The following is a 13,708-nucleotide window of genomic DNA, read 5'->3' on the forward strand; positions in this document are numbered from 1 at the left end:
CCCCCCCCCCCCCCCCCCCCCCCCCCCCCCCCCCCCCCCCCCCCCCCCCCCCCCCCCCCCCCCCCCCCCCCCCCCCCCCCCCCCCCCCCCCCCCCCCCCCCCCCCCCCCCCCCCCCCCCCCGGGGCGGGGTCACGTCCAGGGGAGTCACATCCGGAGGACGCCATGGCCGACCTCCTCCAGCGGGGCGTTCGCTCGTCCTGTTCGCGACCGGCTACATCCGGAAGACGCCATAGCCGACCTCCTCCAGTGGGGCGTTCGCGCAGGCGGACAGCGCGAGCCCGAGCACGGTGCGGGTCTGCGCGGGGTCGATCACGCCGTCGTCCCAGAGCCGGGCGGTCGCGTGGTACGGGTTGCCCTCCAGCTCGTACTGCGCCCGGATCGGCTCCTTGAACGCCTCCTCGTCTTCGGCGCTCCAGGCGTCCCCGAGCCGGTCGCGGCGCACCTGGGCGAGCACGCTGGCGGCCTGCTCCCCACCCATCACCGAGATCCGCGCGTTGGGCCAGGTGAACAGGAACCGGGGTGAGTACGCCCGGCCGCACATCGAGTAGTTGCCGGCGCCGAACGAGCCACCGATGACCACGGTCAGCTTCGGCACCCGGGCGCAGGCCACCGCGGTGACCATCTTCGCGCCGTGCTTGGCGATGCCGCCGGCCTCGTAGTCGCGGCCGACCATGAAGCCGCTGATGTTCTGCAGGAACAGCAGCGGGATCCTCCGGCGGTCGCACAGCTCGATGAAGTGCGCGCCCTTGAGCGCCGACTCGGCGAACAGCACCCCGTTGTTGGCGACGATCCCCACCGGGTGGCCGTGCAGCCGGGCGAACCCGGTCACGAGCGTCGGCCCGTAGAGCGGCTTGAACTCCGCGAACCGGCTGCCGTCGACCAGCCGGGCGATCACCTCGCGCACGTCGTAGGGCGTGCGGACGTCGACCGGGACGACGTCGTACAGCGACTCCGCCGGGTACCGGGGCTCCTCAACCGGGTCGACGTCCCACGGCCGGGGCTCGCGCGGCCCGAGGGTGCCCACGATCTGGCGGACGATCTGCAGGGCGTGCGCGTCGTCCTCGGCGAGGTGGTCGGTGACCCCGCTGACCCGGGAGTGCAGCTCACCGCCGCCCAGCTCCTCGGCGGTCACCTCCTCCCCCGTGGCCGCCTTCACCAGCGGCGGGCCGCCGAGGAAGATCGTGCCCTGGCCGCGGACGATGACCGCTTCGTCGCTCATCGCCGGGACGTAGGCGCCGCCGGCGGTGCAGGAGCCCAGGACGGCGGCCAGCTGCGGGATGCCCGCCTCGGACAGGGTGGCCTGGTTGTAGAAGATCCGGCCGAAGTGGTCGCGGTCGGGGAACACCTCGTCCTGCAGCGGCAGGAAGGCGCCACCGGAGTCGACCAGGTAGATGCACGGCAGCCGGTTGTGCAGCGCCACCTCCTGCGCGCGCAGGTGCTTCTTCACCGTCATCGGGTGGTACGTGCCGCCCTTGACCGTGGCGTCGTTGGCGACGACGACGACCTCCCGGCCGGCGACCCGGCCGATCCCGGTCACGATGCCGGCGGCCGGGACCTCACCGTCGTACAGGCCGTGCGCGGCCAGCGGGGAGAGCTCGAGGAAGGGGCTGCCGGGGTCCAGCAGCGCGTCGACCCGGTCGCGCGGGAGCAGCTTGCCGCGGTCGAGGTGCCGGCGGCGGGCCCGTTCCCCGCCACCGAGGGCCACCCGCGCCAGGTGCGCGGCGAGCTCGCCGACCAGCGCACGGTGCGCGGCGGCGTTGCGCTCGGCCGCCGTCGGGTCCGCCGGCGGGGCGGTGGGGAGCACCGGTGCGTCCACGCGCTGAGTGAACCACGTCACCCCGCCGGATGTGAACCGCGGTTAACCTGCTGGCGTGGCCGCCGACCCCGACAGCGCGCTGTCCGCCGACGCCGCCCACCCGTCCCGCCGCGAGCAGATCCTGCGGGCCGCCGCGCAGCTGTTCGCCGAGCGCGGCGCCCGGGCCGTCGGCGTCGACGACGTGGGCGCGGCCGTCGGCGTCACCGGGCCGGCGATCTACCGGCACTTCACCGGCAAGGACGCCATGCTGGCCGAGATGCTGCTGCGGATCAGCGAGCGGTTGCTGGTCGGGGGCGGCGAGCGGGTCGCCGCGGCCGGGGACGACCCGCTCGAGCAGCTGCGCGCGCTCATCGGCTTCCAGGTCGAGTTCGCGCTGGACAACCCCGCGCTCATCACCGTGCACGACCGCGACCTCGGCGTCCTCGGCGAATCCGACGCCCGGCGCGTGCGGCAGCTGCAGCGGCGCTACGTGGAGGTCTGGGTCGCGGTGCTGGCCCGGGTGCACCCGCAGGCGGGCACCGCGGCCTGCCGGGGGCGGGCGCACGCGCTGTTCGGGCTGGTCAACTCCACCCCGCACAGCGCCGGGCAGGTGCCCCGCCCGGCGATGGCCGAGCTGCTGGGCGCGATGGCCCTGGCCGCCGCGACCGCGCCGGCCTGAGCCTCAGGCGCCGGTGCCCGGCAGGGAGAGCGCGGAGCTGGTCAGCACGTCCAGCGCCGCGCTGGACCCGGCCTCGCCGGCCCACGCCGACTCGACGATCGTGACGCCGTTCCCCCGCTGGCTGCTGGCGTACTGCGCGCCCTGCAGCCGCGGCGGGGCGCCGGCGTAGCCGACCCCCTCCCGGAGCAGGTCGCTGACGTTGCCGCTGCCGTCGGTGTCGGCCAGTGCGCGCAGCGCCTGCGCCAGCGACGCGTCCGGCATGGTGACCTCGGCGATCGAGACGACCGCCGAACGCCCGTCGGAGTCCGCCGACCACAGCGAGCGGACCAGGCCGGTGCACTCGTTCTCGGCGAAGAACGACGCCACCGAGCCGTAGGCGTGCTCGGCGCAGCTGGTGTCGCGCTGGGTCACTTGCAGCGTGTAGGTGACCCCGTCGATGAGCTCGGTGTCACCGGGCTGGGCACCGTCGGCGCCGGTCGGCACCGACACCCCCGTGGTGGCGCCGGCCGGGTCGGCCGTGCGCTCGTCGCCGCCGCCGGAGGTGAGGACGACGACGCCCAGCACCCCGGCCAGCAGCACCAGGGCCAGCGCCGCCACCACGAGCACGGCACGCCGGCTGCGGGGCGCTCCGCCACTGGCGGTCGCCCCGCTCGCGGGTGCGCTCCGGCGGGGCCGCAGCCCCGGCGGCAGCTCCCGGGCCGCGGCGTCCGGCTGCGACCCGGACGACGGGCTGCCGACGCTCCCGGGCCCGAACGGGTACGCCGTCGTCGACCGGGCACCGGCCCCCGGCGTCGGCTCGTACACCGGCTGCACCGTGGTCGCCGGCCCGGAGCTCCCGGTGGACGGATCGGAGCTCCGGGTGGACCTGTCGGCCCCGCCACCGAAGAGCCCGTCCAGTCCGCCGGTGTCGTCCCGGCGCGGCCGAGCGGACACCTCCTCGGGCGCGGGCTCGGCGCGCAACGACACGGTGTCCCCCGCGGTGGACGACCGCTGCTCGACCGACACCACCGCCTCCTGGGTCGCGGCCGCTGCCGGCGAGCTCCCGGGGGCCGGTTGCGGGGCGTCGGCGGCCTCGGCGGGAACCGGGTCGGGGGTCACCGCCTCGGCGGAGGGCTCGGTGCGGGTCGCCGCCCGCTCCCCCGCCTGCTGGGCCGCCGCGGCGGCCGCGGCCACCCGGGCGGCCGCGGCCGGGTCGACCAGGGGCCCGGCGGGCACGACCCGGCCGATGCCGTCGCCGGTCACCGGGCCGGCGGCGACCCGGCTGGGCGAGGCGTTGAGCGCGGCGGGGGTGAGCAGGTCGGGGCGGCGCAGCACGTAGGGCGAGTAGGGGAAGCCCTCCCCGTTGAGCTCCTCGACCGACGGGACGCGGCCGGCCACGCCCAGCGCATCGATCGCCGCCCGCACGTCGGCGGTGGTCCACAGCCGCGGGTTGTCGGTGCCGGTGTACCGGCTGGCCCGGGCCACGCCGAGCAGCAACGAGCGGGGGTCCAGGAGGGCGACCTGGTCGCCCTCGCCGAGGTCGCCGTCCGCGGGGACCTGCCCGGTGACCGCACCGGTGAGCACGGTGAGCCGGGCGATCCGTCCGGGCTCCAGCCCGGCGCGCCGCAGGGTCACCGCGGCGTGCATGCCGGCGCGCATCAGGCCGTCCAGCGGGGTCGACCCACCACCGCCGAGCTGCAGCACGCTGCCCGGGCCGGTGCCGTCCCCGATCGTCCAGGGACCCTCGGGGGCGGCGGTGACCACCCCGGACTGGCGCTCGACCTCGACGACCCGGACCACGGCGAGCCCCTCGGGCACGAACAGGACCGCATCGGACTGCCGCCGCTGCGACGGCGGCTCGACGATCGGCAGGGAGACCACGACCGCCCCGCGCACGGCACTGCCGGTGTCCCAGCCGGCGAGCTCGGCGAAGAACGCACGCTCAGCCGCCGACTCCAGGCGGCTCGGCGTGACGATCAGCACGGGTTCTCCACGGTCGGGCGACGGGCCGCCGCGACGGGGGCACCGGCGGCACGGACCGATCCGACGTTACGTCATCGCCGGCCCGTCCCCCGGTTCACCGGACGGGCGCGCCGCCGGTTCCCACCGCGGTCGCGCCGGCCTGCGCACCGGTCCGGCCGGGCTCGACCGGGGCCCGCCAGCGGCGGAACGCCGACGTCCGGGCGACCCCGTCGACCGCCCCCCAGAGCACCGCGAAGGCGGCCGCGACCACCGGTAGGGCCGCCCAGTTCCACGGCGGGATCTCCGCGACGACCGACTGCCCGAAGGCGGCCAGCGCGACCCCCGCGGTGACCCCGAACGCGGCCAGCCAGCCCGGCACCCGGGCGAGCACGGCCAGGTCCACCAGGACGGCGCCGGCCAGCAGCATCACCGGCAGCGCCGAGGGCGGGAAGCCGGTGGCGGTCAGCAGCAGCCCGGTGACGGCGCGGTAGGCCAGGTAGCCGCCGGCGATGGTCGTCGCGGTCCAGCGCAGCCCGACCGTCCGCCGGGCGACCACCAGCGCGAGGAGCCCGGCGCAGACCAGCCACGCCGGGTGCACCCAGGAGGGCACCGGCAGCATGAACTGGGCGGCGTCCTGCCCCTGGGCGGCGGCGAAGTCCAGCAGCTGCGGCTCCGCGGTGGTCCGCCCGGCGCGGTGGTCGGCCAGCGACAGCACCCCGTACTCCTGGTGCTGGTTGGGGAAGACGACGTTCTCCACGAAGAACAGCCAGAGCCCGAGCGAGACCAGCCGGCGCAGCCGGCCGGGTGCCGCGTAGAGCCACCAGCCGCGGATGGCGCCGGCCAGCATGACCGCGGTGCCGAGGTACAGCAGCGCGTGGCTGGGGCTCCAGCTGGTGATGTCCAGCCCGTTGATCCGGTGGTTGACCAGGTCGATCGGGATGGCCACCAGGAAGGTGGCGATCCCTGCCTGCATCAGCCGGAGTGCCCGCCGGTCGACGCCGTGGCCGCTGTAGCTGTGGAAGACGACCAGGGCGACCACCACGACGGTGCCCAGGGTGTTGAGCAGGTGCGGCGGGGCCAGGTCGTCCCGGAGCCACTTGAAGTGCCAGGAGACGTCCCAGGACGAGCCGAGCATCTTCAGCGCGAAGGCGGCCAGCCAGGCGGTGTAGATCCAGCGCAGCTCGAACTGGCTGGTCGGCCGGCCGGGGCGGCCCGGGGTCATGTACACCGCCCACAGCCAGCGCAGGAGCGCGACGGGGTGGCGCAGGCCGGTGCGCAGCGAGCCGGGGGCCGGCGGGACCGACGCGGACCGGGGGGCGACGGGCGTGGTCGAGGTCACGAACGGCTCCGCGGGTCCGGGTGCAGGAGTCTGCACAGTAGCCGCGCCGAAGTCGCTGGTCAGTGCGTTGCGTGCAGCTCCGGGGCGGGTGGGGCGGGTGGTGCCGGTGAGCCGCCGCGGCGGTGCGTGCGTAGGGTGCCGGGTCGTGGCCGAGAGCGCACCGCAGAACCTGGTCTGGATCGACTGCGAGATGACCGGGCTGGACCTGGCCCGGGACAAGCTGATCGAGGTCGCCGTCGTCGTCACGGACTCGCAGCTGAACGTCCTGGACCCCGGCCTGGACGTGATCATCCACGCCGACGACGCAGCGCTGGACGGCATGCTCGAGGTCGTCACCGAGATGCACGCGAAGTCCGGGCTGACCGAGGCGGTGCGCGCCTCGACGGTGAGCCTGGCCGAGGCCGAGGAGCAGGTGCTGGCCTACGTCAAGCGCTTCGTGCCCGAGCGGCGCACCGCACCGCTGTGCGGCAACTCGATCGGCACCGACCGCGGCTTCCTGGCCCGGGACATGCCCACCCTGGACGACCACCTGCACTACCGGATGATCGACGTCTCCTCGATCAAGGAGCTGGCCCGCCGCTGGTTCCCCCGGGTGTACTTCGCGCAGCCGCAGAAGGGGCTGGCCCACCGGGCCCTGGCCGACATCATCGAGTCGATCCGCGAGCTCGCCTTCTACCGGCAGACCCTCTTCGTGGCCGACCCGGGCCCCAGCAGCGAGCAGGCCCAGGCGGCATCCGCCCAGGTCGTCGAGGCGTTCGCCGGGGTCCTGGCGGCCGGCTCGGCCGACGGCGGCGCCCCCGCCGACCGGCCCCCCGCAGCGGGCTGAACGACTCCGGTATCGTTGCCCCGGCCCACCCCGCTCGGGGCGGGCGATGGTGGGTGTAGCTCAGCTGGTAGAGCGCCAGGTTGTGATCCTGGATGTCGCGGGTTCAAGTCCCGTCACTCACCCCACGCGCAGAGGGGCCCTGGTCAGTCGCCTGACCAGGGCCCCTCTGCGTCGTCCCGCTCGCTGCACGGGATCAGACGCTGCTGTTCCTCTTCACCCAGCCGAAGGCCGCGGTGGCGAGGAACAGGACGGCGCCGACGATGACCAGCCAGAACAACCCCTCGACCACCGCGCCGATGATGGTGACGGCCAGCCAGATGACCAGCAGCAGTGCGATGAACCCGAGCACGGGCCACTCCTCTCGTAGTCTCCTGGCTCGTCGGTATCCACATCCGGTCCGGGCACACCCGGCTCGCGGTGATCGTCACGCGACCGTCACGGAGGCGGGTCCCGGCCTGACCGGACGGCGCCGCGGGCAGGACACCGGCCGATCCGACCGAGGGGAGGCAGGGCATGACGGAGCAGACGCCCGTCCCTGCCAGGACCCCTGCGGCACCGGCCGACCGGGTGACCGCACTGCAGCGCGAGGCGACGATCGCCGGGCGCCTCCTGGTCATCGGGGTGACCGTCGTCGGCGCCATGTGGCTGGTGCTGCAGGTCCAGTTCGTCGCGGCCGCGGCCATGCTCGGCCTCGCCCAGGTGGCGATGCTGTGGCCGATCGCCCACTGGCTGCGGCGGCACGGCGTCCCGGCCGTGCTGGCCGCCATCCTGTGCGTCGTGGCCTACCTGGCCTTCTTCGTGAGCGTGCTGTTCTTCCTCGTCCTGCAGCTGATCGGCGCCTGGCCCGACCTCGTGGCGGCGGGGACCGGCGCCGTCGACTCGATCTCCACCTGGGCCCAGGACCGCACGGACGACCTGGACAGCGCCGGGCTGGACCAGGTGCTCGAGCAGCTGGAGTCGTCCGTGGGCAGCGCGCTGAGCGGGCTCGGCGGGGCGGCGGCCCAGGGACTGAACGCAGCGGGCAACGTCGCCACCGTCCTGGCCATCGCCCTGTTCTTCACCCTCTTCGCCCTCACCAGCGGCGACCGCTTGTGGCGGCAGTTCGTCCGGGCGCTCCCCCCGGAGCACCGGGGCCCCACCGACGCGGCCTTCCGGGCCGGCATGCGCACGGCCGGTGCGTGGTTCTACGCGGCCACCGCCACCGGCCTCATCGACGGGGTCCTCATCGGCTTCGGGCTGTGGGTGCTCGACGTCCCGCTGGCCCTGCCCATCGGGGCACTCACCTTCCTGCTGGGCTACGTGCCGCTGGTGGGGGCCACCATCGCGGGGGCAGTGGCGGTCGCCGTCGCCGGGGTCACCGGCGGGTTGTCCCAGGCGCTCTGGGCGCTGCTGATCGTCGTCGTGGTGCAGCAGATCGAGGGCAACCTGCTGGCCCCGCTGCTGCTCTCCCGCGCGATCAGCTTCCACCCGCTGGTCGTGCTGCTCCTGACGACCGGGGCCGCCGCGGCGTTCGGCCTGCTCGGGCTGTTCCTCGCGGTGCCGGTCGCCGGGGTGCTCGCGGCCGCGGTGCAGAGCTGGCTCCAGGAGGTGCGCCGCCCGGCGGACGCGCGGCCGGACGGCGCACCCGACGCAGTCGACCCACCGGCCGCGAGCGGTACGGGAGGCGCGGAGCCCGGGGCGCCCTCGTCCTGACCCTGACCCTGCCCTCGGCACGCGGCTCGTCCGCCGTCGCACGGGCCCCTCGCGCAGCGATGGGAGAAGCTGCCCGGGTGCCGTTCGACCCACCTCCGCTGACCGTCCGCCGCGTCGAGGACCAGTGCTGGGAGGTGGTCGAGCCGCTCGTCTACCGCGGGCGCCGGGACGTCTTCGTCGTCCCGGCCGGCTTCGGCACCGACTTCGCGTCGGTGCCCCGGGTGGCCGTGTAGCTCTTCCCCCGCTTCGGCCGGTACACCCTCGCCGCGGTGCTGCACGACTGGCTGGTGACCGAGGGGCTGGGCACCGGCCTGGTCGGACCCCGGGACGCCGACGGCCTGTTCCGCCGGGTGCTGCGCGAGGCGGGGGTGCCGCCGGTGCGCCGCTGGCTGATGTGGACCGGCGTGCGGTGGGGTGCGCTGGCCGCTCCCGAACGCCGGGCGGGCTGGTGGCGGGACGCGCCGCGGGTGCTGGCGCTGTCGGTGCTCGCCGCCCCCGTGGTGGTCCCGCCGGGTGTGCTGATCGCCCTGGCGCTGGGGGTCTACACGGTCGTGGAGTCCGTGGTCACCACGGTCGTGCCCCGCACCGGCCCGCGGACCGACCGCGGGATGCGGCTCTAGCCGTACTGACCGGACACGTTGATCGAATGGATCATCCGCTGGGGCCGAGTACGGGTCTGGCGTTCGCCGGGGGTGTCCCGACCTCGTGGATCGTGTGGCTGCCGCAGCCGATCGTGGTGGTGCTGGCTCGCTCGATGCGGGACACGGTGAACCACCGCATGGCGTTGCGCAGCCGGCACCAGCCGACCAGGTGCCACTGGCCGTTCGTGGAGGCGAACAACACGGGTTCGACGTCGCGGGTGGTCGTGGTGCCGTCGCCCGAGGTGTAGCGGATCCGGATCACTCGTTGCTCGGCCATCGCCGCTTCCAGCGCTGACTTGACGGCGCGCGATCTGGATGGGGGCGCGTTGACCCAGACGCGGCGCGCCAGCTCGTCGGCCTTCGCTCGGGTCCTGGGATCGAGGACGTCCACGATCTTCTGGACCGCGGCCGAGGCCAGATCGCCGTAGGGGGCGTCGGGTGCAGCGGAGACAGCCGCCAGGAGCGCCACTGCCTGGGCCGGGGAGAGGCTGACGGGCGGCAGGGACCCGCCTGTGGTCAATCCGTAGCCACCGCCGGGTCCGGGACGTGACCAGATCGGCGCGCCACTGTTCTCCAGCGCGGCGAGGTCTCTCTTGACCGTTCGCACGGACACGTCGAACTCGGTCGCCAGCCGCTCGGCGGTGCATCCTCGCGCACCGTTGCGGCGCAGCATCTCGGACAGTGCGTGGAGCCGTTCCGCTCGCTTCACCGTCCTGACCGCACCAAAACCATGACAGAAATGGTGACATACAGCTGTCCAGGCGGCCCGGGAGCATCGGGGCATGACGACGACGAGCAACCCGACCACCATCCTGATCGCCGGCCACTGGCTGGGCGCCTGGGCATGGGATGAGGTGCTGGAACACCTGACAGCCGCCAACTGGCGTGCGATCCCGATGACGCTCCCCGGCCTGGACGAGCAGGACCCCGAGCGTTCGTCCAAGACCCTCGACGATCAAGCAGCAGCGATCGAGCAGATCATGGCGCGGTCCGGGGTCTGCGAGGATCAGCCGGCGGTTCTCGTCGCTCACAGTGGGGCGAACGCCCCGGTCAGTCTGGTCCTGGACCGGCACCCTGAGCTCGTCCAGCGGGTGGTGTGGGTCGACTCCGGGCCGGTGACGCCAGGAGGTGTCTTCCCTCCGGACGTGCCGGCAGCATTGCAGGAGCTGCCGCTGCCGCCCTTCGACGTCCTCGGGGAGCAAGCCAGCCTCGAGGGCCTGAGCCCGGAGGTCCTCGAGCGCTTTCGGGCCAGGGCTGTCCCCGAGCCCGGTCCCGTGCTCCGCCAGCCCGTGGAGCTCACGAACGATGCACGCCTGAGTGTCGCGACCACGCTCGTGTGCTGCTCGATCCCGAGCGCGCAGGTGCTGGAGCTGGCCCGCGCAGGACACCCCGTGTTCGCCGAGGTCGCCGACCTCGAGCAGCTCGACGTCATCGACCTCCCCACCGGGCACTGGCCCATGTGGAGCCGTCCTCGCGACCTCGCGAACGCGATCCACTCTGCGGCTTCCCGGGTCAACTGAAGCGCGCGCTCCCTCGACGGGGATCAGCCGTGAACGCCCCCGGTCAGTACATCCCGCTGTAGCCGGCGAGGGGCCGGGACCCGGTCGGGCCCCGGCCCTCGGGCAGGTGTGGTCAGGAGAGCGCCGACCCGGCCTTCCAGTTCTCCCAGGTCACGGCCCAGTCGTAGATGTCGCCGTCGGTGCGGGACAGGAACGGGCCGATGGAGTTGACCACCTCGACGACGTCGCCGGGCTGGGAGAAGTCGTAGAACCACTTCGCCCGGTCGGTGGAGAGGTTGATGCAGCCGTGCGAGACGTTCGCCGAGCCCTGGTCGGCCAGCGACCACGGAGCGGCGTGCACGAACTCGCCGTTGTTGGAGATCCGCGTCGCGTACTGGACGTCGGTGCGGTAGCCACCGGGGGCGTCGACGGCCAGGCCGAAGGTCGAGGAGTCCATCGTGATGTCGGCGACCTTCTCCAGCACCACGTGCGCGCCGTTGCGGGTCGGGTTCTCGCTGCTGCCGGCGCTCATCGGCCAGCTCTGCACCTGCTGGTCGCCGTCGTACACGGTGAGCGTGTGGGTGCCGGCGTCGGCGACGGAGACGTGCCTGTCCCCGACGGAGAAGGAGATCGTCCGGTCCTTCTCGCCCCAGACGCCGGCACCGAAGTCGACGCCGTACAGGTCGGCGTGCAGCGTGACGTCGATGTTCGCCGGCCAGTACGTCGACGGGCGGAAGTGCACCTCGTCGTCGCGCACCCAGCTCCACACCCCGTCGGTCGGGATGGAGCTGTCGACGAACAGGTGGCTCTCCACCGCCGCCTTGTCGGCCACCGGGTCGTCGAAGAACACCCGGATCGGCATGCCGACACCGACGGTGGTGCCGTCCAGCGGGCCGATGCCCGGGGTGGACAGCGTCGCGGGGTCGACCGTGGTGAAGGTGCTCGTGGCCGTGGTCTCCGCGTCATCGGCGTTCGTGGCCGTGGCCGTCACCGTGTAGGTCGTGCCGTAGGCCAGCGGCTCCTCCGAAGTCCACTCCTGGGCGGCCGGGTCGTCCGCGGCGGGCGCGACCGCACCGGCCACGGCTACGCCGTCGGCGGTGGTCAGTGCGACGTCGGAGAGCTCACCGGCGGCGACGGTGAGCTGCACCGGTGTCGTGGGCGGGACGTCGGTGGCGCCGTCGGCCACGCTGAGGGAGACCTCGGCCGGCGCGGCCGGCGACGGTGCCGCCGCCTCCGCCGACCCGTCGGACGACCCCTGGCAGCCGACCAGCAGCGGGAGCACTGCTGCGATGAGCACTGCGGCGATCCGTCTCGCCTGACGCGAACCCACGAAGTCCCTGACCTCTCCCGGCGCGCGCCCACCCGAGGCCCTCCCGGGGTACCGCGCACCTCGATCCAGTGTCCATGCCGGGGGTGACAGTCGGGTGTGAGCAGCGGCATGCTGACCCGGTCTTCACCGGCGACGGACCCGGTGTAGAGTTCTCCTTCGTTGCCCGGCCGCGCCGTGCGACACGCGCCATTAGCTCAATTGGCAGAGCAGCTGACTCTTAATCAGCGGGTTCGGGGTTCGAGTCCCTGATGGCGCACCCACTTCCCACGCCCCGCCCGGGTCCACCCGGGCGGGGCGTTCGGCTGTCCGGGCCGGTCACCCGTACGGGAAATCGGACACCGGAACGGATCAGACCAGGCAGCTTGACACCTGCTGCCCGTCTGAAACTCTCGTGGCCGTCGAAGATCACGACGATCACCACGGAGGCCTGATGCGCACCCGTCCGCGGTTCCCGGAGCGCCGGCACGCCCGGCACGCCGTCCGGTCCTCGCTGATCACCACCCTGGCCGCGGCCGGCGTCGTCCTCGGCCTGCCCGGCGCCGCATCGGCCCTGCCGAGCAACGACTGCCCGGCACCGGTCCGCTCCGTCCTCGACCTGACGCCGGCGACGTACACCCGCAACGTGGCGCTGACGTTCGACGACGGGCCCTCCCCGCGGTGGACGCCGCAGGTGCTCGACGTCCTGGCCGCCCACGGGGTCCACGCCACGTTCTTCGTCCTGGGCAGGCACGCCGAGGACGACCCGGAGCTGGTCCGGCAGGTCATCGCCGAGGGCCACTCCATCGGCAACCACACCCGGACCCACCCCGACCTGGACACGCTCTCCCGGTCGGAGCAGGCGGCCCAGATGGACGGCGCCACGGACGCGATCTACACGGCGAGCGGCCTGCGCCCGTGCTTCTTCCGCGGACCGGGCGGCTCGCACGACAGCGCCTCGGTGCAGGAGCTGGCGTGGGCCCGCGGCATGACCATCGCCGACTGGTCGAACGACCCCCGCGACTGGGCGGCGCCCTCGGACCTCAGCCCCTCTTACCAGGACACGATCGTGCAGCGGGCCACGAACCCGGTGTACGACCACCCCATCGTGCTGCTGCACGACGGCCCGCCGGTCGAGTACCGGCAGAACACGATCGAGGCGCTGGACCGGATCATCGAGTCCTACCGGTCCCGCGGCTACGTCTTCACCGATCCGGCCGGGCGGCAGTTCGACCCCAGCCCGATCGCGGTGCACTACAACGCGCTCGGTGGGCCGGCGGGCTTCCTGGGCGAGCCGGTCACGCAGCAGCAGTCGACCCCCGACGGTTCCGGCGCCTACACCCACTACGAGAACGGCTCGATCTACTCGTCGCCCGCCACCGGCGCCCACGTCGTCAGAGGCGCGATCCGGGGCACCTGGTCGGCTCTCGGGTGGGAGAACTCCGCGCTCGGCTTCCCCACCACCGACGAGACGCCCACCCCGGAGAAGACCGGCGCCTACAACCACTTCCAGAACGGCTCCATCTACTGGTCACCGACCACCGGCGCCCACGAGGTCCGCGGCGCCATCCGCGCCACCTGGGCCGCACTCGGCTGGGAGAACTCCGCCCTCGGCTTCCCCACCACCAACGAGACGCCCACCCCGGAGAAGACCGGCGCCTACAACCACTTCCAGAACGGCTCCATCTACTGGTCACCGACCACCGGCGCCCACGAGGTCCGCGGCGCCATCCGCGCCACCTGGGCCGCACTGGGTTGGGAGAACTCCACCCTCGGCTTCCCCACCACCGACGAGACGCCCACCCCGGAGAAGACCGGCGCCTACAACCACTTCCAGAACGGCTCCATCTACTGGTCACCGGCCACCGGCGCCCACGAGGTCCGCGGCGCCATCCGCGCCACCTGGGCCGCACTGGGTTGGGAGAACTCCACCCTCGGCTTCCCCACCACCGACGAGACGCCCACCCCGGAGAAGACCGGCGCCTACAA

The 13,708-nt window shown here is 73.8% G+C and carries 11 protein-coding genes, 2 tRNA genes and 1 pseudogene; 8 read left to right on the forward strand and 6 right to left on the reverse strand.

Annotated features, from left to right (window positions below; genetic code table 11):
* Positions 1-212 precede the first annotated feature (212 nt).
* Complete coding sequence (locus ACI79U_RS20710; RefSeq protein WP_457071825.1) at positions 213-1,817, reverse strand: carboxyl transferase domain-containing protein; 1,605 nt, start codon at positions 1,815-1,817, stop codon at positions 213-215.
* Between the two features lie 55 nt (positions 1,818-1,872).
* Between ACI79U_RS20710 and ACI79U_RS20715 the strand changes: the two genes are divergently transcribed.
* The gene (locus tag ACI79U_RS20715) at positions 1,873-2,475 is read left to right on the forward strand and encodes an SACE_7040 family transcriptional regulator (protein ID WP_457071828.1); all 603 of its coding nucleotides are present in this window, start codon (positions 1,873-1,875) and stop codon (positions 2,473-2,475) included.
* Positions 2,476-2,478: 3 nt separating this feature from the next.
* Here ACI79U_RS20715 and ACI79U_RS20720 read toward each other — a convergent pair whose 3' ends face one another.
* Both ACI79U_RS20720 and ACI79U_RS20725 read right to left on the reverse strand, forming a co-directional pair.
* Entirely contained in the window at positions 2,479-4,437 is a 1,959-nt protein-coding gene (locus tag ACI79U_RS20720; protein WP_457071830.1) for a hypothetical protein, read from the reverse strand.
* 94 nt (positions 4,438-4,531) lie between these two features.
* Entirely contained in the window at positions 4,532-5,755 is a 1,224-nt protein-coding gene (locus ACI79U_RS20725; protein WP_457071831.1) for a hypothetical protein, read from the reverse strand.
* Between the two features lie 145 nt (positions 5,756-5,900).
* Here ACI79U_RS20725 and orn point away from each other — a divergent pair, with 145 nt between their 5' ends.
* Both orn and ACI79U_RS20735 read left to right on the forward strand, forming a co-directional pair.
* The gene (gene orn / locus ACI79U_RS20730) at positions 5,901-6,581 is read left to right on the forward strand and encodes an oligoribonuclease (RefSeq protein WP_457071833.1); all 681 of its coding nucleotides are present in this window, start codon (positions 5,901-5,903) and stop codon (positions 6,579-6,581) included.
* 49 nt (positions 6,582-6,630) lie between these two features.
* Positions 6,631-6,706 (forward strand) — tRNA-His (locus ACI79U_RS20735).
* A 68-nt stretch (positions 6,707-6,774) separates the two neighbouring features.
* On the opposite strand, the gene ACI79U_RS20740 is transcribed toward ACI79U_RS20735, so the two are convergent.
* Entirely contained in the window at positions 6,775-6,930 is a 156-nt protein-coding gene (locus ACI79U_RS20740) for a hypothetical protein (RefSeq protein WP_457071835.1), read from the reverse strand.
* Between the two features lie 218 nt (positions 6,931-7,148).
* Between ACI79U_RS20740 and ACI79U_RS20745 the strand changes: the two genes are divergently transcribed.
* Together ACI79U_RS20745 and ACI79U_RS20750 are read left to right on the forward strand one after the other, a co-directional pair.
* On the forward strand, positions 7,149-8,273 hold the full coding sequence (locus ACI79U_RS20745; RefSeq protein WP_457071837.1) for an AI-2E family transporter: 1,125 nt from the start codon (positions 7,149-7,151) through the stop codon (positions 8,271-8,273).
* A gap of 134 nt (positions 8,274-8,407) precedes the next feature.
* Positions 8,408-8,893: pseudogene (locus ACI79U_RS20750) on the forward strand (DUF1353 domain-containing protein).
* Positions 8,894-8,924: 31 nt separating this feature from the next.
* Here ACI79U_RS20750 and ACI79U_RS20755 read toward each other — a convergent pair.
* Positions 8,925-9,725 carry a helix-turn-helix transcriptional regulator gene (locus ACI79U_RS20755; RefSeq protein ID WP_457071839.1) on the reverse strand — a complete coding sequence of 267 codons (801 nt, stop codon included), beginning with the start codon at positions 9,723-9,725 and terminating at the stop codon, positions 8,925-8,927.
* Here ACI79U_RS20755 and ACI79U_RS20760 point away from each other — a divergent pair.
* Positions 9,697-10,434: an alpha/beta fold hydrolase gene (locus tag ACI79U_RS20760; RefSeq protein WP_457071842.1), complete on the forward strand. Its 738-nt coding sequence runs from the start codon at positions 9,697-9,699 to the stop codon at positions 10,432-10,434. The genes ACI79U_RS20755 and ACI79U_RS20760 overlap by 29 nt on opposite strands.
* Before the next feature lie 112 nt (positions 10,435-10,546).
* Here ACI79U_RS20760 and ACI79U_RS20765 read toward each other — a convergent pair whose 3' ends face one another.
* Positions 10,547-11,710 (reverse strand): Ig-like domain-containing protein, encoded by a 1,164-nt coding sequence (locus tag ACI79U_RS20765; protein WP_457071844.1) that lies wholly within the window; start codon positions 11,708-11,710, stop codon positions 10,547-10,549.
* Positions 11,711-11,926: 216 nt separating this feature from the next.
* Here ACI79U_RS20765 and ACI79U_RS20770 point away from each other — a divergent pair.
* Together ACI79U_RS20770 and ACI79U_RS20775 are read left to right on the forward strand one after the other, a co-directional pair.
* Positions 11,927-11,999 (forward strand) — tRNA-Lys (locus ACI79U_RS20770).
* 174 nt (positions 12,000-12,173) lie between these two features.
* Positions 12,174-13,708: polysaccharide deacetylase family protein (locus ACI79U_RS20775; protein ID WP_457072696.1), on the forward strand; the 1,535-nt coding region annotated here is incomplete at its 3' end.

The organism is Modestobacter sp. SYSU DS0904, from assembly GCF_054051115.1.

Coding starts and splice junctions, on each gene's coding strand:
- ACI79U_RS20755 (WP_457071839.1), bottom strand. CDS start 9,725: ATGGTGGTCGGGTTGCTCGTCGTCGTCATGCCCCGATGCTCCCGGGCC.
- ACI79U_RS20760 (WP_457071842.1), top strand. CDS start 9,697: ATGACGACGACGAGCAACCCGACCACCATCCTGATCGCCGGCCACTGG.